The organism is Mucilaginibacter antarcticus (assembly GCF_042686155.1).
In the GTDB taxonomy this organism is placed as follows: domain Bacteria; phylum Bacteroidota; class Bacteroidia; order Sphingobacteriales; family Sphingobacteriaceae; genus Mucilaginibacter; species Mucilaginibacter antarcticus.
The window spans coordinates 157,715-181,826 of record NZ_JBHUON010000006.1 but is presented as its reverse complement, the minus strand read 5'-3'; the positions used below and the strand labels follow the sequence as shown (position 1 = coordinate 181,826).

The window sequence follows — 24,112 nt, the reverse complement described above, 5'->3', positions numbered from 1 at the left end:
CAAATGTAAAATATTTACTAAAAATAATTGCATAAATACTAAAAATATTAGTATAATTGTTTTTCACCAAAATTTTAGGCGATGAAAGGATACACCGATTTTTTTATGTTGCTCTCTCCTCCGGATAAGGTTAAAGCAGCTGTGCGCGATTATAAGATTGATGCCTCTGATATTATAGGCATGTATGATAGCATTGGGTCGGTAGCCCACATAGCGGTACAAAAAATGCATCGGCAGCGCTCATTTTTAACTGAGCCGGGGATACTGGATTTTCGTCGCCGTTTGTGTTTGATCCCGCCGGTTACGCTTACTATTAACGGATTTGATCATTTTAACCATGGTAATGACTACCGCACCATCTACGCCCGCATCGTTCAATCACCCGAAACCACCCACTGGTTTAAAATGCTAAAACAGCATCTAAAGATCAAAGAGTTTATGGTATCTAACATCACCATTTGCCGTAACATCCCGGTGGCCGATTTTGATAAGCTTTGGCCCCACTTTAAATCGCTTGAATTTAATGAGGCGTTTACCATAGATAGCCTAACCGTTTTACAACGCGAAACCTTTGCCAGTTTTGCCACCTGGCAGCCATACCTGCAGTTGCCCTTTGAGGGCCGCAACGCTTATAGCCTTGCCCCGACGAAGCCATCGCTATTAAAGCCGGTGCAACAAATGCAAACCAGCCTGTTTTAAAATTACTATAAAGCAAAAAAGCCACCTTGCGGTGGCTTTTCACTTATTATATATGATGGGGGAAATTGCGCTTATTTATTAGCTACGAAACGTGTTCCGCCGAAGCCACCGCGAGCGTTATCATTACCTCTGCCGTTGCCCCTGCCGTTATTACCTCTGCGATCTTCAGGCTGGCCACCGCGTGGGTCGTTACGCTTTTCAAAACGCAGGTTGTTGTCTTTATGGTCATTTCTGCCGTCAAAACGGTCATCTCTCCGATCTACCCTTGCATCTACCCTGTCATCTCTCCGATCAACCTTGGCATCCACCCTGTTGTCCCTGCCGTTATCTACCCTTGCATCAACCCTGTTGTCCCTGCGGCTATCAAACCTTGCATCAACCCTATCGTCCCTGCGGTTATCAACCCTTGCATCAAACCTGTCGTCTCTGCGGTCATTGCGGTTATCAAACCTGTCGTCCCTGCGGTCGTTACGGCTATCAACACGTACATCTCTGCGGTCCCAGGCGTAGTATGGGCGGGCATTATACCTTTCGCGATAAACATTAGCGTTTAGGTATGGGCGACGCGCTTTTACTGAGTAATAACGTACATTTCTGTAGCTATAATCGCGGTAAGCACCTGGCAGGTAAGCTGCTGATACCCATCTTGAACCATTGTTATAATAGTAAGCTTTTTCGTAAACGTTATAATAAGCATCAACTTCGGGCATGTAATAGTATTCATCTGCGTCTCTGTAATCAACCATTACCGGCGCTACTCTTACAGGCGCAATAACGCCAGCCTGAACTACCGGCGGGCGACCGCCACCTAACTGTACCCCTATTTGAAATACTTGCGCATTAACGTTGTTAAAAGCTAAACTTGATAATGCTATTGCTGATAGTAGTGCTATATTTTTCATGTTCTTTGTTTTATGTCATTATGACGATAGCAATTAATCAAGGTTTAACAATACATATAAAAAGAATTGTAACGTCAATGATGTGAAATATTAAATACTTTAATATGCCTATTTTAAAGAATTAAATTTTGTTTAAATGAAATTTATAACGATTGCACGATTATTTAATTTGGTTAAACAGCTTTAAATATTATTCTGTTAATTTTGAGTAAAGATTAACTGATGAAAAAACAAAAGATATTCGCTTTGATATTACCAGTAATTGCCCTAGGTGGATTGCTGACGTTAAACGCATTAAAGGCCGACCCACCGTCAAAAAGCAAACCCGCGGTTGCCGGCCTTACGGTGCCCACCGGCTTTGATATTAATGTTATTGCCGATAAACTGGGCAGTGCGCGTCATTTGGTAATAACCCCCCAAAATGATATTTACGTACACATGGCCAGCACCCGCGTAAGCAAAGGCATTGTGGTACTGCACGAGGAAGGTGGAAAAACAACCATAAAAACCAGCTTTGCTAACTATGGTGGTACCGGCATTGCTATGGGTGGCGGCTATTTATACGCCAGCGATAAAAGCGGCGTTTTCCGTTATAAACTTGATGCCAATAACCAGGTTACCAATCCTGAAAACCCTGATAGAATTGTTACCGGGCTTGTTAGCGTAGACTGGCACCAGCCTAAAGCTATTACGTTAGACAATGACGGTAATGTTTATGTCAACATTGGCGCCCCCAGCAATATCTGTGATGAGTTGGATAAAAACCGTACCGGTTGCCCTTTATTAGATTCGGCCGCCGGCATCTGGCAGTTCAGAACCGACAAGCTTAATCAGAGTTACAAAGAAGGTGTTCATTATGCGTGGGGATTACGTAATGTGGTTGGCATTACCTGGAACCAGCAGCTTAACCAGCTTTTTGTAATGCAGCATGGCCGCGACAACCTGCACCAAATGCACCCTAAATTATTTACCGAAAAGCAATCGGCAGAGTTACCGGCAGAATGTATGTTCGCCATAAAAAAAGGCGATAACGCCGGTTGGCCGTATGTATATTATGACTGGCAGAAACAAAAAAACATGCTTGGCCCTGAGTATGGTGGCGATGGCGTAAAACCTGCCGATGCTAAATATATTAACCCGGTTGTAGGTTTCCCGGGACACCTTGCGCCGGATGGTTTGCTGTTTTACACTGGCAACCAATTCCCCGAGCGTTATAAGAACGGCGCGTTTATAGCCTTCCACGGATCATGGAACCGAGCGCCAGAGCCGCAGGCCGGATACTTTGTAGTTTTTCAACCCTTTAAAAACGGCAAGCCTGATGGTAAGTGGGAAGTTTTTGCTGATGGCTTTGCCGGCACAGAGGAGCTTAAGGCTCAGGGCCGGGCAGAGCATCGTCCAACGGGCTTAGCCCAAGGGCCGGATGGCTCCCTGTATATTACTGATGATAATAAGGGAACTATTTATAAGGTTACTTATAAGAAGTAATTATCGTCTTGTCATTCCGAGCATCGGGAGGAATCTATATGCGGACAAGTCGACGACTTGAATATGTATAGATTTCTCCTATCTTCAAAATGACAATCGAAGTAATAAAAAACGCCGTCCCGGTTATCCGGGGCGGCGTTTTTTATTAGGCGGCTATGCTTTGCTTGATAACCTCAATCATAAAATTATTTTTCAACTCTTTTTCGGCTACTACCACTGCGAAATCATCGTAGCGTACGCCATTATCTATTGGGTAAACGGTGTAACCACGTTTGTTGGCATCATAGGCGCCAAGTTCAAACATTTCGTCACCTTTTTTGCCTTTGATCTTTGCACCACTAACCAGTTGGTACGCATCAAATATATTTTGGAAATTGTTGTTGTTCATCATAGTGATGACCTAAATACAATAAGTTTGCCAAAACCAAAATAATCACTACATTTTAAAGATTTGGCTTCAAAAATCTTGTTTCATAACCTGGAAAATAGCGATATTTTATATGGATTGACAATCAAGTAGTTAAATCAACTTTACACCTAAATTTACTGACGTAAAAGTTGTTTCATTTTGTTTCACTGCTTTTTCGCAGTTGCATGACTATCAAAATTTTAACCTAAAATCTTGTTTAACTTGTTTCATCTGTGTCAAACACGCATGAAACAAACCTATCATATGGCCTAGCCAAACCACTCAAACAGATCATTCTGTTTCAGCGCTTGTTTGTGTTTAGTGTCGATGTCTTTAATCACCTTACCCTCCACCATCTGGATAATGCGGGAGCCGTAACTGTAGGCATCTTTAAGGTTATGGGTGACTAATATTGTAGTCAGTTTAAAATCGCGACTTAGCTGGTCTGCCGTTTTCATTACGATATCCGCCGATTTTGGATCGAGCGCGGCTGTAGGTTCGTCAAGGAGGAGGATCTTGCAGTCATCCATCACACTCATCAGCAACGTAAGCGCCTGGCGTTGGCCACCGGACAGCGTACCTATAGGTTGAGTGATCTTATTTTCAAGGCCAAGACCCAGTAAGGCTATCCTATCCTTTACATCAAGCTTAAAGGCGTCTGTAACGCCAATGCTCAACCCTTTAGGTTTAGTGCGCAAAGCAGCCAGCCTGAAGTTGTCCAGTATGCTCAGCTCAGACGCAGTACCGCTTAAAGGGTTCTGAAATACGCGGGCTATCCACTTGCTGCGTTGGTAGTCTGCAAGCCTGGTAACGTCTGTGTTATCAAGAGCTACAGTCCCGGACGTTGGCAGTGTACTGCCCGAGATCAGGTTTAACAACGTTGATTTGCCCGACCCATTTGATCCGACAATTACTACAAACTCTCCATCGCCGATGTTAAGATCTACGCCATTAACCGCGTTTACCTGGCTGGCTTTGCCACGGTTGAAAGTTTTGTGGATGTTTGAGAGGGTGATCATGAAGCGGTTAAACAAAAATGTCATTTCGATCGAAGAGAGAAATATATACACGTACCGGTCGTCGACTTTACAATGTATAGATTTCTCCTATCGTCGAAATGACATTGGGAGCGTATTATTTAGATACTGATCTTATCCTTTACATATTTAGCACTTTGCGTAATGCTAACGTATGGGTCAATATTGGTAAAGTTCTCTTGCTCTACAATAAAGTGCTCAACGCCTCCTTGTTTTGCCTTTGCGAGTATGCTTAAAAAATCAACTGAACCTGCACCAATTTCGGTATTAAGGCCCGGTTTTGCTTTGTCCATATCCTTAACATGTACAAACTTAAAACGACCCGGATTTTTAGCAAATAAACCAACCGCATCTTGCTTTGAACGTACTACCCAGTACAGATCCAGTTCCATATCTACCAATTTAGGGTCAGTATTTTTCAGGATGGTATCATAAAAAGTAGTATCGCCAACCGGTTGCCACTCAAAGTTGTGGTTATGGTACCCTAATTTCAGGCCTGATTTCTTTAGGATCTCGCCTGCTTTATTCATCTTGTCGGCAACAGCTTTGCAATCATCTACAGTCTTTATAAAATCATGGTTGATTGAAGGGATAATCACGTGGCTTTGACCGGTAGCATTTGCTGCCTCAATATAAGCCTCAAGGTTCTCCGTTTTTTCAGATCCCAAAAACTGGTTCATATCATAGTGTGCAGCCGGTGTGGTCAGGCCGTTTTGTTTTAGCAAAGCGCTAAACTCTTTAGGCTGCAAACCCCAGAAACCCGCTTTTTTGCTGTAACCGTAAGGCTCAACTTCTTTGTAACCTGCTGCCGCTACTTTAGCTATAGTGCCGCTTACGTCTTTGCCAATTATGTCTCGCAGAGAATATAACTGTAAACCGATGTTTTTGATTGGTTTTGCCGATAACAAATGCGGCGCTACCATTACTCCTGCCGACAGTAAACCTGCCTGTTTCAGAAAACTTCTTCTATTTGTCATTATGTATTTATAATTGATGTTAATATTAGTTGGCTAAATTTAGCAATAACTGTTTATGGTTGTATGCTATTATATTGTCCTATTTAATTTGATAATTATGCTTCGATAACTGCTTCAGTTTTGCTCTTATCATTAAAGAAAATGAAGAACAACAACATCACTACCGCAGCAATACCAGCAGGTATCAACCATATCATGTTCCAGTTATGGCCTGCAGGTGTATTATAAGCATCAGATATTAAACCGGCAATGTAGAATCCAATTAACATACCTACACCATACGTTGCCAAAGTAATAACACCTTGCGCAGCGCTTTTAATCTGCGGACCAGCTTTAGAGTCAGTGTAGATCTGACCAGATACGAAGAAGAAGTCATAGCAAACACCGTGTAATGCAATACCGGTAATTAAAAGGAAGCTTAGCTCGCCAGCGTTGCCATAAGCAAACATGACGTACCGTAAAGCCCAGGCCAGCATACCTACCAGTATAGTCCACTTAAAGCCAAAACGTTTAAAGAATATCGGCAATGCCAGTAAGAAAGCAACTTCTGATACTTGACCGATGGTCATTTTACCAGTTGCATTATCAACTTTAATTTCGGTTAAAAAGCTGTTAGCGTTTTGATAGTAAAACGCCAATGGGATGCAAATCAAAATCGAAGCGATAAAGAACACCAGGAAGTTTTTGTCCTTTAATAATTTAAGTGCGCCTAAACCTAATACATCGGACACGACAACCTTACCTGTAGAAACTTTTGGAGGTGTAGCAGGCAATGTAAAGCTAAACACGCCCAATATTACTGAAGCGATGCTCGACATTAGGAAGGTATATTTTAAAAAGCCCTGTGATATATTTTCGGCAGCATCCCAATGGAACAGGAAGCTAATAGCTAAACCAGCGACAATCCAACCGATAGTTCCCCAAACGCGAATGGTTGAAAATTCTTTTTCAGGATCTTTCATTTGGCTAAATGAAACCGAGTTAACCAAAGCAAGTGTTGGCATATATACTATCATGTAACCCAAAACATAAGGATAAAACGCCGAGATATCTACCGCAGCATAACACTGGTACATTAACACAGCACCAACAAGGTGCAACACACCCAAAATGCGTTCGGCATTAAAATATCTGTCGGCGATAAGGCCAACAATAAAAGGCGCAATAATAGCACCCCATGACTGCGTAGAATAAAGTGCGCCAGTTTCGGCACCGGTAGCGTGCAAGTTGTTTCCGGCAAACGGCCCCATGGTAACATACCATCCCCCCCAGATAAAAAACTGAAGGAACATCATTACCGATAACTTAATTTTAGTAGAAGTATTCATTTAGAATATTGGTTTTAAACAAGTGCTAAATGTAATAATATATGCCGACGATTAAAGGGTTTGTAACGAATTCTTGGCTATAAATTACTGACGAAAGTGTCATAAAATACAAAAGCGATGGATTTGATGTCCATCGCTTTTGTAAAGCTGTATATATATATATCAATAAAACTAGATCTGCACGGCAGCTGCGCTTTTCTTAGCCTTACCTTTCATGTAAATAACCAAACCTGCAAAGGCTAGGATTAATATACATGGGATAACCAATGTGGCATCTAATACACTTTTACCTGCAAGGGTTGTGTCCCCGCCAGCTTCTTTCTGAATTCTTTCGTAAAACCCACCCATAAATATGGTGTATAATGATACTGCAAACATACCCGCGCCACCCATCAGGTTTAAGCCTAAGGCCCCGGTTGCAGGCAAATTTGTATTAACAAAACCCAGCATGGTTGGCCAAAAGAAACATACGCCCATACCAAATATAACAGCGCCGCCAAATACCGCAGTACCGCTTAAGTGACCAAGCATATATAGCCCTAAAGCAGCCAGGATAGCTGATATTAACAACAAAGTTTGAGGTGTAACAGCTTTAAGTACAGGTTTAGCAAAAGCCCGACCCAGGAAAACCACACCATTTGTTAAGGTTAGTAATAGCAAAGCGTTTTGAGTTACATTTTTAAGTAATACCTCAATCCACTGGCCAGTAAACAACTCGGTAATTGCTGTACCGAACATACAGATGAACATGAAGATAAACAATGGGCTTGCCAGTGCTTTGTACATGCCAGCAGTTGATATGCCCGAAGCTACACGTTCTGTTACCGGGAAATCCAGTTTAGAGAACAGATAACCATAAATTACGGTTGGGATAAGCATCATACCTACCTGTATTTGCCAGCTAAGGCCAAATTGATTAAAGAAAGTTACAATCAATGTACCTATAACGATACCACCCGGAAACCATAAGTGAAAATGAGTTAGTTTAGTGGTTTTCTCGTCAGTATATAACGATGCTACTAAAGGGTTACAAGCGGCTTCAACAGTGCCGTTTGCTAAACCTATCAATAAGGTAGATATGAACAATGTCCAGAAACCGCTGGCAAAAACTGTTAACAGGATACCAGCGAGGTGAAATACAAATGCCATTACTAACAGGCGTTTCATGCCGATTAGATCGACAATAAAACCTCCGATAACCACGGCTAAAGGAAAGCCCCAGAACGCAGTTGCGGTGATAGTTGCCAGTTGAGATTCATCTAATTGAAAATCTGTGCCTAGTTTGCCTAAAATACCCGCGCGGATACCAAAAGACAAAGATGTAACTAGTAGGGACAAACAGCTCGCCCTGAATAGCGCTGTACGATTAATTTGCATTGAGTTTTTGTTTAAGTTTATAAATGGTCAATAAATATAGTAATTGGTTTGGTATAAAATGCTAATGGCTGATTAAGTGTCTCATTCACCTAATCAACCATTGCTAGTTTGTGTTAGTCGATGCCTAACAGGCGACGATTAAAAGCTTCGTCAGAGCCTGCCGCAGCAAAATCATCAAATGCCTTCTCTGTTACACGGATGATGTTGTCTTTTATGAAGATAGCGCCTTCTTTTGCACCATCTTCGGGATGTTTAATAGCACATTCCCACTCCATAACAGCCCACCCGTCAAAGTTGTATTGTGCCATTTTGCTAAAGATAGATTTAAAGTCAACCTGCCCATCGCCTAAGCTACGGAAACGGCCGGCTCGATCTATCCAGTTTTGGTAACCACCGTAAACACCCTGGCGGCCATTTGGATTAAATTCTGCATCCTTAACGTGAAACATCTTGATACGCTCGTGGTAGATGTCGATATACTCCAAATAATCCAGGCACTGCAAAATAAAGTGCGATGGATCATACAGCAAGTTACAACGCTTGTGGTTATTTACCTTCTCTAAAAACATCTCAAAGGTAACACCATCGTGCAGGTCCTCGCCGGCATGTACTTCGTAGCAAAGGTCAACGCCGTTGTCTTCAAACACGTCAAGAATTGGCAACCAGCGTTTAGCCAGTTCGGTAAAACCGGTCTCCACCAAACCTGCCGGGCGCTGTGGCCATGGGTAAACCATTGGCCATACTAAAGCGCCGCTAAAAGTAGCGTGCACGTTCAATCCTAAGTTTTGCGATGCCTTGGCGGCATATTTTAATTGCTGCACTGCCCACTCCTGGCGTGCTTTCGGGTTTTTATGTACCGCTGCCGGTGCAAAGGCGTCAAACAGGTCGTCATAAGCAGGGTTTACCGCAACCAGCTGTCCTTGTAAGTGGGTAGATAGTTCGGTGATCTCTAAGCCGTGGCTGTTTACAATGCCTTTTATCTCGTCGGCATAGGTTTTACTTTCGGCGGCTTTTTGCAGGTCAAAATAGCTTGTTGCCCAGCTTGGTATCTGTACACCTTTAAAACCCAGATCGGCCGACCATTTACAGATCGCATCTAAAGTGTTAAATGGTGCGGTATCGCCCAAAAACTGTGCAAGGAAAATACCGGGGCCTTTAATTGTTTTCATAATTTATACGTTAAATTTAGTCCACTTAATGTCTGATTTACCTGAAGCTATAACGTTCTCTATAAACGCCATGCCCCTAACACCCTCTTCAATACCAGGGTAATCCTGCGCCTCCGGCGATGCTTGTCCGCCTTCAATCTCTGCTTTAACACAAAGCGCAAAGTTGTGGTACAGGTTAGCAAAAGCCTCTAAATATCCTTCGGGGTGGCCGCCCGGCGTGCGGGTATTGTGCGACGAGTAAGAAGACAAATAACCGCCGCCTGTGCGGTATATCTGCCATGGCTCGTTACTCATTTTAACCAGCAGGGTATTAGCATCCCACTGTTGCCACTCAATACTGCCCTTTTCGCCGTAAACGCGAATTTTTACGTTATTCTCCTCGCCGGTCGCAATTTGGGTGGCAGTTAATACGGCGCTGGCGCCGTTGTTCATTTTTATTAATACGGCACCGTCGTCATCCAGCTTCCGGCCTTCAACCACTACGTTGATGTCGGCACATAATTGCGTAACCTCTAAGCCGGTAACATATTCCATAAGGTTAAAGGCGTGGGTACCAATATCACCCATGGCCCCGGCTATCCCACTTTTACCCGGGTCGGTACGCCAAGATGCTTGTTTGTTGTCATCACCTTCAAGGAAAGTACTCAACCAGCCCTGCGGATACTCTACATATATTTTACGCACTTTACCTAATTTACCTGACTTAATTAGCTGTTTAGCTTCTTTTACCATTGGGTACCCGGTATAGGTATGGGTTAAGCAAAATAGCTTATTGCTTGACTGTACAACATTCTTAAGCTCTTTCGCTTCGGCAAGCGAGAAAGTCATCGGTTTATCTAACACAACGTGAAAACCATTCTCTAAAGCAAGTTTGGTTGGGGCAAAGTGCACGTGGTTTGGGGTAACTATACTTATCACCTGCACGCGCTCGCTTTCAGGCATCTGCTTTTCTTTTTCTATCAACTCTTCGTAAGACGCATACGATCTTTCAGGCGAAATACCCAACGCTATGCCGCTTGCTTTTGATTTTTCGGCGTTGCTGCTAAAAGCGCCGCAAACCAATTCGTAATCACCATCTATACGGGCTGCAATACGATGTACGGCACCAATAAATGCGCCCTGGCCGCCACCAATCATTCCCAATTTTAATTTCATAAGTTTTATTTGTTCCGCATATTAAACCGCGGTAACATTTGGCTTGATCGTCGCCATTTTGATTAGTTTATATGTACACTATTTGGTTGGTTTGCCTATTATAACAGCTATGAAAACCCGTTATAATCCTCACTTAACAGAGGTTTACCAAACATAATAACTTTATCATTAAAAATCCTAATGCCATAAATATATTACCAATAATTTCAAGCTGATATACCCAAAAACCATTTAAACCAAACAGGCCCGGTAAATGCCGGGCCTGTTTGGTAAAACTATACGTAATATCTTTTAGTTATGCTCTTTCGGGGATTAATACGCCCTGCTCCTGATCATAAGCTTTAACCACTTCTGGTTTGGCAGCCTCAAGCCCGCTAATGTGCGGATCATAATATTCGGCATAAAACTGGGCCTTGTTATCACGGTATGAGCTCACTGCACCTATGGTATGCATAAACTTAATAAAGTACCAGGCGCTATCAACCTGCCATGGCTTAAAGCCAGAGCGGGCGCTGTTTGGGTATAAGTGGTGGTTGTTATGCCACTCGCCAGCTACTAAGCCAGGCCACACCTGGTTAATTGACATGTCTTCGCGGTTAAAATCAACGCCATGGCGGCGTTTATCTTCGCCCTTGCCGTGGCCCTCGTAGTTAAAGGTACGTACACCAACGGCCCAAAAACCGGCAGCGCCAAACAGGGTAAATGATAAGCCTAAGCCGCCAATAAGATAAAAAGCGGTAAACCAGAAACCCCAGTTTAGGGCCACACCTATGATTGATCGTATAGGATTTGCCAACGTGCCCCATTTTTGGTATTGAGCGTAAGTGTTGCATGTAACGCCGGTATGTTTCATCAGTTTTACACAGCACTCATACTCTTTCTCGCTCATGTTACGTGCTATTGGCTGATGATTAACATCGGCTAAAAAGCAATAAAGGAACCCGCCTTGCGCATTGTAAGGGTCGCCGGGCGTATCTGATAAAGCGTGGTGCACGTGGTGCGACACCGCATAAATTTCTTCCGGAATGATTTTCAGCGTCAGGTTTTGTGTTATAAACCGCCAAAAGTTATTCTTAAATTGATAAGCACCATGCGTGCAATAACGGTGATGCCAGATAGTGCCATGGGTACCCATTACGATCATACTATATACAAAGGCGGCAATCAGTAATGGGATAGAAAAGTATTTGAAAATAAACAGGAACAACATAGGTGTAAGCACCACAACCATCATCCAGCTCATAAAAGAGAGCCAGTTCTTTCTGTCCCTAAATACGTTTAAACGCGAAAAAAATTCTTTGATAATTTGTTTAGGGGTAGGCTTAACCAGTTCGCCTTTCTCATCCGTCCAACCGTAAGCAGGTGGCTCAAGCACGTTGTTTAAAAATGCCATTTATATGTTTTAGATTTAATCAATTAATAAGCTTTGTAATTGGAGTGTAATATATAAATAAAAAAAATTCTATAAATATTTATTTATTATAATAACACCTTCTTAATATGGACAAACGTTAATTATTAATTAATAGTACCTTTTCGCCTGTTAATATATTTTCACACTCCTCAAAACTTGCCGGTACCTCTATTTTGTTCACTTGTTGCTTATAGGCCTGCTTGATCTCTTTACGGCGTTTTGCCTCCACAAAGCGCCTTACTTGCAGGCCATTTTCAAGTATCAAGCCCGGCACCTGCACTGCAGTATTGTCATCGTCTTTAGCTACCATACTAAAGTAACTGGTGTTGGTATGCTTAACAGTATTGGTTTTAATGTTTTCTGATATCACCTTTATACCAACTACTAATGACGTATTGCCTACATAATTTACAGATGCCATTAACGATACCAAATCCCCTACCTCAACCGGCTGCAAAAAATCAACCGTATCAATAGAAGCTGTTACGCAGTAGTTGCCGGCGTGCTTGGCCGCGCATACATAAGCTACCTTATCCATTAATGACAATAAAACGCCGCCATGTATTTTACCCCCGAAGTTTGAGTAAGACGGTATCATCAATTCGGTAATGGTGGTTTCAGAAAATCGGACGGTTTTGTAACCAGATGTATCGGTTGCTGCTGACATTGTTAATAGTTTGGCCGCAATATATAAAATGCCCGATAAATATTAAATTGCATCAAATTTAATATGTGAAAAAACTGCTGCTGTGTACCCTTATCATTTTTTGCTTGCGCGATGCTATGGCACAGCAAATTGTTGAACGCAGAAACAAAATTGTTGGCGATGTAACCGAGCGGGTGCAAACTATTATTGAGGCCGACAAGCAGGTCAAAGACGGAAGTTATCGCGCTCTTTATAAGAGAAAGGTATTGGCTAGCGGTAAGTATGTAAATGATAAAAAGGCCGGCATTTGGCATTATTTTGACCGCGATGGTATCCTGATGCAGAATTACGATTACGACAAAAATGAACTACTGTTTGAAGCGCCGGAAGATGCTGGATCACCATTTAGTTATAATGTGGACGATACGATAAAAGCTACCGATAAGGTTACCCAGCCCGTTAAACTTGGCGGCCGCTACTTTGGGTATCTGCCGCTTCTAAAGCTTTTTGTACTACCAAAAGAATTGCGACAGGAGCCAACCGTGCGATATTTAGTAACGTTTGAACTATTGATTAGCCCTATGGGCAGGCTTGCAGATATTATTATACACGTTAAGTATGGTACTGCCTTGAGAGAGGAAATGACTTATACTATTGACCCGGATTTGTTAAAAGAACACGATAGAACTTTTATACCGGCAACTTTTAATGCCAAGCCTATAGCGTCGCAAATTAAGCTGGTTTGCAGTGCTGATGTGTATGGATTGATAGATATGTTTTAGCGTATTTGCAGAGGAAACAGCACAGTAGCAATTCTTTAAAACTGCTACCGGCACTGCAACTATTTAGTGTCCTTGATGACCGTCTGCACCGTGTGCGTGGCCATGAGATAATTCTTCTTCGGTAGCTGGTCTTACATTTAAGATAGTGCCTTTAAAATGTAAATGCTGACCGGCCATTGGGTGGTTTAAATCAATAATTACCGAATCTTCGGCAATTGATAGCACCTGACCCTGAAAATGATTGCCCTGGTTATCCTGCAAAGGCAACACAGCGCCAATTTCTGGCAACTCATTACCCTGGAACATCTCGAGAGGCAAATTTGTTACTGCCTCTTCGTCAACAGTACCGTATGCATCTTCGGGTTGTAGTTCAAAATCATAAGTATCGTTAGTTGAAAGGGTGCTTAAGTTTTCTTCAAACTTTGGCAACATTTGACCAGCGCCAAATAAAAAAGTTAATGGCTGCTCCTGGGTGGCGCTTTCTACAAAGTCTTCGGTTCCGTCTTCCTTTTTAATGTACAAGTCATAGGTTAATGACACTACGTGTTGTGATGCAATTTTCATCAATTTTTATTTTTGTTGTTAATAATGGCACCCATGAGTGCTTTGCTTTATGTTAAATATTAATGTTTTAAGCTTTAATTTGTTTTAAAGCATCAGCAATATTGTCGGCAGGCAATCCGCAGGTTTTGTCTTTACAAATAAACACTTGCGTACGGCTACTAAACTTATCGCGCAGCAAAGGTAAACTTCCTTTTGTACCGCCCAATATTATTTTATTAGGGATGTAATTTTTTTCTATATCCAATCTAAAAACCTCGGCATCTGCCCCTACTATGGCAACTTCATTGGTGCCAAAAACCTCGTCTAACAACAACATGGCCCAGTTTGAATAAGCCGAACCATACTTAGCCATGTGCGGCATAATATTGCGTAACTGCTGCGCCGCAATTTCAATATATTGCTCGTTATCAAACAGCAAGCCCAGCTTTTTTAAATTGCGCGCCATTACGGAGTTTGACGACGGGATAACCCCATCCATGATCTCTGATTTGCGGGCAATAAGCTGTTCGTCGTCATCGGCAGTAAAAAAGAATACGCCGCTGGCCTTATCGTAGTAATGCCTAATGGCGGTATCGGTTAGCCCTATGGCATGCTCCAGCCATTGCTCATCAAAAGTAACTTCATACAAAGCAATAAAACCTTCAACCACATTGGCATAATCGTCCAAAAAAGCCACTTTGGTTTCTGACTGATAGATGCGGTTAATACGGTCATTATCGATTAGTTTACTCACCATAAAACTGGCATTCTTCAACGCTAATTCTAAATATTCAGGCTTATTAAATGCGCGGTAAGCTTCGCACAAACCCTTTAACATCAATCCGTTCCATGATGCCAGGATCTTATTATCTAACCCGGGGCGCACACGCCCGGCACGTACATCAAACAGTTTTTGGCGTGATGCAGCGACACTTTCCAGCAACTCATCAACCGGGATGCCAATAGCCTGGGCCAGTTCGGCATCATTCTCTCGCCTGATCAGAATATTGGTATGCTCTTCTTCCCAGTTACCTTCGTCGGTAATATTATAGTAGATGCAAAAAAGCTGCGACTCAGTACCTAAAATCGCGTCAACCTCAGCCTTGTCAAACGTATAAAACTTACCTTCTACCCCTTCGCTGTCCGCGTCGAGGGCCGAATAAAAGCCACCCTCAGGCGACAACAGTTCGCGCACGGCAAACCCGATCGTTTCGGCTACTATCTGCCGGTACAGTTCCTCGGGCTGCCAAACATAGGCTTCGGCATAAAGATTAATGAGCTGGGCATTGTCATACAGCATTTTTTCAAAATGCGGCACATGCCAAACCTCATCAACACTGTAGCGGGCAAAGCCTCCACCCAGGTGATCATAAATGCCGCCGTAGGCCATCTTTTTAAGCGTTAACTTAGCCAGCGCGGCCACTTCTTCATCCTGAAGTAGATGGGTGTATCTAACTAAAAACTGCCAGTTATTAGGCATCATAAACTTAGGCGCGGTACCTAACCCACCTTCGTGTTTATCGAAATACTTTTTCCAGTTGTTAACGATAGTCTCCAGGTCGGCAGGCTTGTAATCCGGCTGCGTTTCTATAAAGCCTATCGACTCGTATTTTTGAATACCCTCGGTAAGGCGGGTAGCATAATCGTTGGCATCGTCTGGCTTTTGCTTATAGTAATCGGCAAGGTTAAAGAGCAGGCTTGTCCAGTCGTTTTTGCGGAAGTAGGTACCGGCATAGATAGGCCGTTGATCTGGCAAACAAATACAGTTTAGGGGCCAGCCGCCACGTCCGCTAATGAGCTGCACAGCGCTCATGTAAATCTGGTCAACGTCGGGGCGTTCCTCACGGTCAACCTTTATACACACAAAATACTCATTCATTACCGCGGCCACCTGTTCGTCCTCAAAACTCTCATGCTCCATTACATGGCACCAATGGCAAGCCGAGTAGCCAATGCTGACAATGATAAGCTTGTTTTCGTCCCTGGCTTTTTGTAAAGCTTCCGCACCCCAGGGGTGCCAGTTTACCGGGTTGTTGGCGTGTTGTAAAAGATATGGCGAGGTAGATGTAGCTAAGCGATTCATGGCAGCAAATGTGCGTTATTAATAGCACTAATAGAACAACCGGATTGATGATTAGAAAGTTTGGATATAGTGGCGTTTTCTAATTCAACCTCGTATACTTTATCAAATTGCATGGTGGTTACTGCTTTTGTAAATCAATAAATGTTTTTCTTCCGCTTTTCACCATGCAGTTAGTCATAATTAGCTTAACGTTCTCACCGATTTTACCAAGATTTTTCAGGATTTTTACCAATTTTCACTGGGGATATTCTGCACTTTTTAACATCATTTGCCCCCTTACCGGCCTGTTAATACCTGATCCAAGTTTGCCCTTTCGGTAATCCAAACTGATCCAAATCAAGCCAAAGTGATCCAAACGGAACCTGTAGTTTTTATAAAAACCTCATAATCAAGAAATTAACTTTCAGTACTGATCCAACTGATACACACACGCAGTGGATCAGTGGATCGCTATCTGACAGACACCATCCGCTCCTTCATATTCCATCCTCTAACCGCAATCTTTGGCGATGTAACCGGAACATCGTAATCTACCACAACAGTCTTTTGCTCGCCCGGCAAAACTGACACGTAGTTATCCGAGTAGAAAGTGGGCAGCACCCGCTCGCCTGCTTTAGGATCAATCAATGACACCCGGTTAAAAAATGCCACGGGCGCGGCGTTAGGGTTTACCAATATTACCGCTATTTTACCTTTGGACAGGCGCTTTGCAGTAATGGTTAGCTTTGATGCCGGCATCTCGTTTAAGCCGGAGTACTCGCCCTTTTTATCGGCCAGCCAATACACATTATCGCTGATGGTTCTCTTATCAGCGTCCGTTAACCGCAGGGCCAGGAAAGCCCCTTTTTCTGTCGCCGCAGCGGCTATTTCCCTTCTGATGGATAGCAGATTGGTTACGCCAGATGCTGGCAGTTCTTTAGCCAACCTAGTAACTAGCTTTGCATCGCCGCTAATGGTGTAGATCTTAACCGTCGCGGTTACATTCTTTAGCTTACTGAAGGTGTTGTTGACAATGCTCACCGCGCTATCAACCGGGTTGTACATAATATGCACCGGCTCGCTGCCGCTGTGCAGGCCGTACAGGCAGGCATTGGGATCAAGATAATAGTCATACATCTGCCCCCGCATGGCAGACCAAGGGTTTTGCGTCTTCCAAATGATGGTGCCTGTGTACCAGTCCCACATGTGTGAGCTAAAGCCTTCCATCAGCGCGCGATACTGATCGTAGTTTACCAGCTGGGCCTTTTCGGCCCAGTCGCGCACATCTTTTACCTTGCCGTATTTATTCACATAGTTCTCGTAACCGATGTAAGTGTGATACTTCCAAACCGAATCAACCTTTTCGCGGCGGGTGACTGGATTGTATTCAGGAGCTATCAAATTAGCTTCAGGAATAATCCGTTTTAACGACTCTATATCGCCCACCCCTACTGAACCAACCTCCGAGTTAAATGGATAGGTTTTCGTCGCCCAAAAATATGACAGCGGTTGTATTCCGTAAGGCCCATCGCCATTTATGCCCTTATCATTCTTGCCCATATCCAACGAGTTTGAAAAATCAACAAACCAGCGGGTATTATCCAGTTTAGGTAAAATGGTATCGCGCACGGCAGCTAAAATATCGTCGGGCTGGGTTATCTCGTTACCGCCACACCATATCGCCAACGAGGCATAGTTACGCAGCATCTTCACCTGATCTTCTACAGATCGTAGGTATAGATCATGGTCGTCCGGGTACTTACGGCGGCCTTTTTGGTCGTCAAGCTTGGTTTTGTCTTCCCAGCGGCCATTGGCATCGCCGCTGCCCCACATGTCCTGAAACACGAGCAAACCGTACTTATCACAAGCCTCGTAAAACTCGGGGCGCTCGGTTAACGCGCCGCCCCAAACCCTTATCAGGTTCAGGTTCATATCGCGGTGAAACCTCACCTCGGCATCGTAACGTTTTTTAGAAAAACGCAGCAACTCGTCTGATATGATCCAGTTGCCTCCCTTAATAAATACGCGCTGACCGTTAACATTTACCTGGTGGCCACTGGCCTTGGCGTTCCATTCGGTAGTTAACTGGCGCACGCCTACTTCTATATTCTTTTGGTCGGATACTTTATTCGCAGCGCTTACAAATTGCAGTTTTAACTGATACAGGTTTTGCGGCCCATAGCCATTCGGCCACCAAAGCCGTGGCTTCTTAAGCGAGTAATCCGGCAAGCTGACATCAGCCACCTCCCCTGCTTTCAAGGTGACTTTCATTGAAACCAGCTTACCATCAAGGGTATACCTCAAAAAACCTGAAATAGTCTTGGCGCCATCGTTTTTTAGTTGAGCCGATACCTGTATAGTGGCCGGCTTTTGCGGGCCGCCAGGCTGCCTTACGCCGGGCACCAAGGTTATAACATGCGGATCTATAATGCGTATACCGGCTGTCTTCTCAATGGTCACCTTATCCCAAATACCCGTGTTACGGTCGCGAATGGGTTGTATCCAGTCCCAGCCTGGTGTGTATTGTATGCTTACATTACGAGCGATAGTGCCATCGCCGCCCTGACCGCCATTGGGGTTGCCAACCGGATTGGGCGGGTATACAATGATAGCCAGCCTGTTGTTACCGCTTTTAGCCAGCCATTTGGTAACATTATAACTTTGGCGTAGAAACATGCCCTGGTGCAGTTTAACATTCAACTGATGCCCATTTAAAAACACGTTACAGCTGTAGTTAACCCCTCTTAAGTTTAAATAAACCTGGTTGCCATTTGCAGGGATGGCCTCCTTAAAATCTTTGGCGAACCAGTAAGTGTAATAATCTTTGCCGGTGTTATAGATATCCGGGATCAGTTTATTATTCATCCCGAAGAACGGATCAGGAACTGTTTTATTGGCTATCTGGGTGGTAAGCACGGTGCCCGGTACAATTGCGGGCTGCCAACCGATAAGTGGGTACGCCGGATCTGAAATGAGTTCGCCCTGGTCTGTGATAGATTTGATACCTACGGTTTTCCAACCGGTGTTTAGCTCATAGCTGCTTTGTGCTGAAAGACTTAGCGCAGTCGCCGCGAGAATTACTGTAACTAGGGCCTTATATAGCGTTTGCATGTAGCTTTGGTTTATACCAAATATAATTAATTTTGAGTTGGTATTCAACCGAGCAGGCCTTCTTCCGAAGCGATGTGTCTAAAGCTTTACCACGATGGATCGGGACATGAAGCTATCGATACTATAGTGCTAAAAAAAATAGTAATTCTTTCTGCTTTCGTGGTAAAACCTTAATTTCGCTGCTTACAGAAAGAGGAAAAACATTGGACTATCTAGAAGGATTAAATCCTGAACAAAAGGCAGCAGTTAAACAAATCAGTGGACCGGTAATGATCATTGCCGGCGCGGGTTCTGGCAAAACACGGGTTATTACCTTCAGGGTAGCCCACCTTGTACGTAGCGGCGTCGACTCGTTCAATATCCTGGTGCTTACTTTTACTAACAAAGCATCGCGCGAGATGCGTGAGCGTATTACCAAACTGGTTGGCCCCGAAGCTAAGAATATTTGGATGGGTACTTTTCACTCTGTTTTCTCAAAAATTTTAAGGGTTGAGGCAGATAAAATCGGTTACCCTAATAACTTCACTATTTACGATACCGACGACAGCAAAAGCGTTTTACGGGCCATTTTGAAAGAGATGAATCTTGACGATAAGCTGTATAGTGTAAACGTCGTACTTAACAGAATCTCGGCAGCAAAAAACAACCTGGTATCATGGATAGAGTATCAAAAGAACGATCAGATACAAGCCGACGATATATCATCAAACCGCCCTATGCTAGGTACCATCTACCAAAACTATGTGCAACGCTGCTACCGCGCCGGCGCTATGGATTTTGATGATCTGTTGTTTAAAACAAATGAGCTGTTAAAGCTATATCCAGACGTACTGAACAAATACCAGCACAAGTTTAAATACCTGATGGTTGATGAGTATCAGGATACAAATTTCTCGCAATACCTTATTGTGAAGAAACTGGCCGCCGTTAATGAAAACATTTGTGTGGTAGGCGATGACGCCCAAAGTATCTACGCTTTCCGTGGCGCCAACATCCAAAACATTTTAAACTTTGAGAAGGATTATCCTGACCTTAAAATATTCAAGCTGGAGCAAAATTACCGCTCTACGCAAAACATTGTTAATGTTGCCAACAGCATTATAGCTAATAACAAAGAGCAGCTTAAAAAGAATGTTTTCTCAGAAAAAGAAAACGGTGATAAGATAAAGGTAATGCGTGCCTACAGTGATAATGAGGAAGGCAAACTGGTTGCCGAAGCCATTGTGCACGAGCGTACCACCAAAGGCTTAAAGTGGAATGCCTTTGCCATTTTATACCGCACCAACGCGCAATCCCGATCTATGGAGGAAGCTTTGCGTAAGCTGGGTACACCGTACAAAATTTATGGGGGCCTGTCTTTCTATCAGCGCAAAGAGATTAAGGATCTGATTGCTTACTTCAGGATAACCTTTAACCCGGCCGATGAAGAGGCCCTTAAACGGGTTATCAATTACCCCCGCCGTGGTATTGGAGACACCACCATTGATAAGATCATAGTTGCTGCCGACCAAAACCAGGTTACCCCATGGGAGGTTGTGGCTGATCCTACTCGCTATTTGCCGGGCGAAAGGATCTCGTCATCGGTATCAGCGTTTTCAATGATGATACAAGGCTTTCAGGTAATTGCGCGCAACAAAAGCGCTTATGAGGCTGCTTTGCACATTGCGCAGCACTCGGGTCTTTTAAAAGACCTTTATGAAGATAAATCGGTAGAGGGTTTGAACCGCTACGAGAATATACAGGAGTTATTAAACGGTATTAAAGAGTTTAGCGAGCGTGAGGACATTGAGGAAAAAGGCCTTGATGTATTTATGCAGGATATCGCTCTCTTGACTAATGATGATAACGATAAAAATAAAGACGCCGACACGGTATCATTAATGACCATACACTCATCAAAAGGTTTAGAGTTTCCACAGGTTTATGTGGTGGGGTTAGAAGAGAATCTGTTCCCATCGCAAATGTCATTAAACTCGCGTACGGATTTGGAGGAAGAGCGTCGTTTGTTTTACGTTGCTGTCACACGAGCGCAGAGTAAGCTTACTATAAGTTACGCTACGTCCCGCTTTAAGTTTGGCACCCTGATCAATTGCGAACCGAGCCGGTTCTTGGATGAGATAGACGCACAATATCTTGATTTAGACTTAACTGCTAAGCAACCTGCAAACAACGTAGGTAGCCTGCACTATGATGAGCGCAGCGCCTGGAGTCGCACAGACGATAAGTTCACTCGCCCTAAACCCAAGGCAACAACTGCGCCACCAGTTAAAACAACTTCAATACTGGCTAAAGCCCATGTGGTTTCTGCAAGCTTTAAAGTGTCGGACACCTCTAACCTGCAAGTAGGTATGCAGGTAGAGCATGAGCGTTTTGGCTTTGGTAAAGTAATAAGCCTTGAAGGTAATAAACCGGATGTCAAGGCAACTATTTTCTTCAAAGAGATTGGCCAAAAGCAGTTGTTATTAAAGTTTGCCAAACTGAGTATTGTAACCAATAATTAATATTTTACCCACTTTATGGGGAACCAATTCCCCATAATAAAATGCCCGATTTTTAGAATCGGGCTTTTTTAGCTTAACTGACCTGTTTTTTGCACGTGGCATATATTTTGGATAGTTGTTAGTGACCCTTTTCCCTACAATTAAACTATACTGAAATGAACGATATTCAAAAAAAGAAGACCAACAAAACCATCGGTAAAAACATTCGTACGTTTCGTCACCGACGCGGGTGGAGCCAGGAGGATATTGCTAACAGATTAGGCATTTCGATCCCTGCGTTTTCTAAGATTGAAACCGGTGTTACCGACATAAACCTTTCGCGGTTAGAGCAAATAGCTAATATCTATGAGGTAGATGTGGTACAGATATTAGCGTTGGACGCCGAAGAAGTTGAACAACAACCCTCAAACCTTAGCATAGTACAAAAGCGGTTGTCTGACCGTGAAGCTGAAATTGTTAACCTGCAACGTAAGGTTATACTACTTTACGAAGAATTGCGCAGCTCTAAAACCGCTATTCATTTATAAAACATTTTTTTAAAATACGATACTTTAAGGTATCGCTCTATTTAGCCCGCGCCTGAGTACTTAACCCCTAAAAGCACTTGGGCGCAGCTATTTGTACTATAAATTACCGAGCTGTAGTGGATTTAATTCCGATGAATAGTTGTAAGTTATGTATCAAACATCCTGCTCAATATGTCGGCCAACTTGATAACAATTGCTGACACAGATCAGGATGAGGCCGGAACGATGAACTGGCGCTCACCCGACGAAGATAAACCTACTTTTTACTTTTGAAAGCTAAACACTTGTACGGCCCGGATCGTGCAGCATGTCGCTCATTTGGATGATCTTCTTGTCAATCTCTGACACACATTTATCCATCATTTTAATGCACTCCTGTTTATCAACCAGCCCTTCTTTTTCTAAGTTCATCAGGCCTTTGAGGGTGGCTATTGGTCCGCGAATTTGGTGCGATAGGTATGAGGAGTATTCTGATAATTTCTTGTTCTTGACTTGCAGGTCTTTCGTTCGTTCATCTATGATCTCTTCCAGGTGATGATTTATCCTGTCAAGGTTATCCTTTTGTCTCGAAATTTCGCTATTAAGTTCTTGTAGCTGTACATTGGTGGTGGCCTTCCGTTTTACACTGCCTATTAGCAATACAATTACTATCGCCAGCAGGCCGGCTACTACCGTTACCGCCCAAAATTTTATGAGCGATGCTTCGGCATCTTTCTTGTCAGATATTGCCTTAACTGCCTTCTCTTGCTCAAGCTTGATAAAGTTGAGCCTGGTTGATACGTTTGAACGGTAGTTTACGCTGTCCTCGCGATAAATTTCCTGGAGATACCTTAAAGCTAGCTTGAAATTGTCTCGCTTCACCTCCATCTCGTAAGCAGTATGTTTATAATCGTAAATATCTTTTTTATTATCAATCAGATAAGAGTAGGTACGGCCCTCTTTTAAATACTTTTCTGCTTCTGAAAAATTACCTTCAGACACGTAAAGATCCGTAAGCGTAAGGTTTATTGCCGCCACTGATGATTTCATGTCTTTAGCCTTAGCCTTTTCATGCGCCTCAAGTAATAACTTCTTTGCCTTGGGGAAATCGCGCAGTTGATAGTACAAAAATCCCAGGTCTTCCAGGCATTGAACAAGTATTACATCGTTTTTTAAAAGGGTGAATAATTTAAGCGCTTTATTATAATTAGTCAGCGCATTTTCAAACATATTTTTACGGTTATAAATATTACCGATATTTAGGGATAAAGAAGCAATAAGCGTTGTATCATTATGCATTTCTGCGATCTTTTCGGCCTTGTCAAAATACTCAAGCGCTTTTTCATATTCGATCAATTGGTAAAGGTTGCCCAGGTTATTGTAAACTCTTGCCTGACCGCGTTCATCCTTTATTTTTTCAAAAATAGCAAGGGCGTCAAAGTATCGGTTTAACGCGCTGTCAGGATTATTTAGATAATACTCACCAATACCTTTAACACGGTACGCTTCGGCCAAGCCCCGGTCATATTTAAGTTCAGCGGCTAGCTTTAGAGCCTTCTCCGCATAACTAACTGTCTCCTTGGGATCTATGAGGCGATTGTTGTACCCTCTTTTATTTAACGCATTTACTTCATTGGTATCTTTAGCAGTAACATCTTGGCTGTTAGTAGCGTATACAGTAGTAGCAACCAATAAAACTATAAAAATTGCGTATAATTTCTTCATTAACTCGTTTTACGTCTAATTACGGTGAAAGTTATAAATAATAGTTATATATTTTCTACTCGATAATAAAACTAGTTTTATTGTGGAAAATTATTTGCTTGCGATTGCTTTGTAATTAACAAAACATATTTATATTTGACTTGTTAAGTAATTGAATATCAAAATACTATCAGTATTAAAAATAAACATTAAAAATAAAAAACATAGAAAAACAAAAAGGGAAACGTAGGTAAAGACGGTAGATTTAGAGCCTCAAAAAACGGCTTGGTCGCGAAAGCGAAACA

The 24,112-nt window shown here is 42.9% G+C and carries 19 protein-coding genes; 5 read left to right on the top strand and 14 right to left on the bottom strand.

All coding sequences use genetic code 11. The features are described from left to right. The first annotated feature begins 81 nt into the window (after positions 1-81). Positions 82-699: a 2'-5' RNA ligase family protein gene (locus ACFSYC_RS07510; RefSeq protein ID WP_377125157.1), complete on the top strand. Its 618-nt coding sequence runs from the start codon at positions 82-84 to the stop codon at positions 697-699. A 71-nt stretch (positions 700-770) separates the two neighbouring features. On the opposite strand, the gene ACFSYC_RS07505 is transcribed toward ACFSYC_RS07510, so the two are convergent. After that, positions 771-1,601, bottom strand: a complete 831-nt coding sequence (locus tag ACFSYC_RS07505) for a hypothetical protein (protein WP_377125154.1) — start codon at positions 1,599-1,601, stop codon at positions 771-773. 222 nt (positions 1,602-1,823) lie between these two features. Between ACFSYC_RS07505 and ACFSYC_RS07500 the strand changes: the two genes are divergently transcribed. After that, a complete protein-coding gene (locus ACFSYC_RS07500) occupies positions 1,824-3,086 on the top strand; it encodes a PQQ-dependent sugar dehydrogenase (RefSeq protein WP_377125151.1) in 1,263 nt (420 codons plus the stop codon). Positions 3,087-3,231: 145 nt separating this feature from the next. Here ACFSYC_RS07500 and ACFSYC_RS07495 read toward each other — a convergent pair whose 3' ends face one another. From ACFSYC_RS07495 to ACFSYC_RS07455, 9 genes are all read right to left on the bottom strand, one after another. Next, the gene (locus ACFSYC_RS07495; RefSeq protein WP_377125149.1) at positions 3,232-3,477 is read right to left on the bottom strand and encodes a hypothetical protein; all 246 of its coding nucleotides are present in this window, start codon (positions 3,475-3,477) and stop codon (positions 3,232-3,234) included. A gap of 287 nt (positions 3,478-3,764) precedes the next feature. Beyond that, entirely contained in the window at positions 3,765-4,514 is a 750-nt protein-coding gene (locus ACFSYC_RS07490) for an ABC transporter ATP-binding protein (protein ID WP_377125147.1), read from the bottom strand. 119 nt (positions 4,515-4,633) lie between these two features. Continuing rightward, the gene (locus tag ACFSYC_RS07485) at positions 4,634-5,509 is read right to left on the bottom strand and encodes a sugar phosphate isomerase/epimerase family protein (protein WP_377125145.1); all 876 of its coding nucleotides are present in this window, start codon (positions 5,507-5,509) and stop codon (positions 4,634-4,636) included. A gap of 95 nt (positions 5,510-5,604) precedes the next feature. Then, positions 5,605-6,837 carry a nucleoside permease gene (locus tag ACFSYC_RS07480; RefSeq protein WP_377125143.1) on the bottom strand — a complete coding sequence of 411 codons (1,233 nt, stop codon included), beginning with the start codon at positions 6,835-6,837 and terminating at the stop codon, positions 5,605-5,607. Between the two features lie 171 nt (positions 6,838-7,008). Then, positions 7,009-8,214, bottom strand: coding sequence for an MFS transporter (locus ACFSYC_RS07475; protein ID WP_377125141.1), 1,206 nt, complete (start codon positions 8,212-8,214; stop codon positions 7,009-7,011). A gap of 113 nt (positions 8,215-8,327) precedes the next feature. Continuing rightward, positions 8,328-9,383: a sugar phosphate isomerase/epimerase family protein gene (locus ACFSYC_RS07470; RefSeq protein WP_377125139.1), complete on the bottom strand. Its 1,056-nt coding sequence runs from the start codon at positions 9,381-9,383 to the stop codon at positions 8,328-8,330. A 3-nt stretch (positions 9,384-9,386) separates the two neighbouring features. Beyond that, positions 9,387-10,538 carry a Gfo/Idh/MocA family protein gene (locus ACFSYC_RS07465; protein ID WP_377125137.1) on the bottom strand — a complete coding sequence of 384 codons (1,152 nt, stop codon included), beginning with the start codon at positions 10,536-10,538 and terminating at the stop codon, positions 9,387-9,389. A gap of 295 nt (positions 10,539-10,833) precedes the next feature. Next, positions 10,834-11,931 carry a fatty acid desaturase gene (locus tag ACFSYC_RS07460; protein WP_377125135.1) on the bottom strand — a complete coding sequence of 366 codons (1,098 nt, stop codon included), beginning with the start codon at positions 11,929-11,931 and terminating at the stop codon, positions 10,834-10,836. Positions 11,932-12,049: 118 nt separating this feature from the next. Next, complete coding sequence (locus tag ACFSYC_RS07455; protein WP_377125133.1) at positions 12,050-12,619, bottom strand: acyl-CoA thioesterase; 570 nt, start codon at positions 12,617-12,619, stop codon at positions 12,050-12,052. Between the two features lie 65 nt (positions 12,620-12,684). Between ACFSYC_RS07455 and ACFSYC_RS07450 the strand changes: the two genes are divergently transcribed. Further along, positions 12,685-13,380: a hypothetical protein gene (locus tag ACFSYC_RS07450; protein WP_377125131.1), complete on the top strand. Its 696-nt coding sequence runs from the start codon at positions 12,685-12,687 to the stop codon at positions 13,378-13,380. A 63-nt stretch (positions 13,381-13,443) separates the two neighbouring features. Here the strand turns inward: ACFSYC_RS07450 and ACFSYC_RS07445 are convergent, their stop codons facing one another. From ACFSYC_RS07445 to ACFSYC_RS07435, 3 genes are all read right to left on the bottom strand, one after another. Further along, positions 13,444-13,944: an FKBP-type peptidyl-prolyl cis-trans isomerase gene (locus ACFSYC_RS07445; RefSeq protein ID WP_377125129.1), complete on the bottom strand. Its 501-nt coding sequence runs from the start codon at positions 13,942-13,944 to the stop codon at positions 13,444-13,446. Positions 13,945-14,011: 67 nt separating this feature from the next. Continuing rightward, positions 14,012-16,006, bottom strand: coding sequence for a thioredoxin domain-containing protein (locus ACFSYC_RS07440; RefSeq protein WP_377125127.1), 1,995 nt, complete (start codon positions 16,004-16,006; stop codon positions 14,012-14,014). A gap of 450 nt (positions 16,007-16,456) precedes the next feature. Next, on the bottom strand, positions 16,457-19,096 hold the full coding sequence (locus ACFSYC_RS07435) for a glycoside hydrolase family 2 protein (RefSeq protein ID WP_377125125.1): 2,640 nt from the start codon (positions 19,094-19,096) through the stop codon (positions 16,457-16,459). 203 nt (positions 19,097-19,299) lie between these two features. Here ACFSYC_RS07435 and ACFSYC_RS07430 point away from each other — a divergent pair, with 203 nt between their 5' ends. Together ACFSYC_RS07430 and ACFSYC_RS07425 are read left to right on the top strand one after the other, a co-directional pair. Then, the gene (locus ACFSYC_RS07430) at positions 19,300-21,597 is read left to right on the top strand and encodes an ATP-dependent helicase (protein ID WP_377125123.1); all 2,298 of its coding nucleotides are present in this window, start codon (positions 19,300-19,302) and stop codon (positions 21,595-21,597) included. A gap of 155 nt (positions 21,598-21,752) precedes the next feature. Then, positions 21,753-22,124, top strand: a complete 372-nt coding sequence (locus ACFSYC_RS07425; protein ID WP_377125121.1) for a helix-turn-helix domain-containing protein — start codon at positions 21,753-21,755, stop codon at positions 22,122-22,124. A gap of 276 nt (positions 22,125-22,400) precedes the next feature. On the opposite strand, the gene ACFSYC_RS07420 is transcribed toward ACFSYC_RS07425, so the two are convergent. Continuing rightward, positions 22,401-23,828: a tetratricopeptide repeat protein gene (locus ACFSYC_RS07420; protein ID WP_377125119.1), complete on the bottom strand. Its 1,428-nt coding sequence runs from the start codon at positions 23,826-23,828 to the stop codon at positions 22,401-22,403. Between the last annotated feature and the right edge of the window lie 284 nt (positions 23,829-24,112).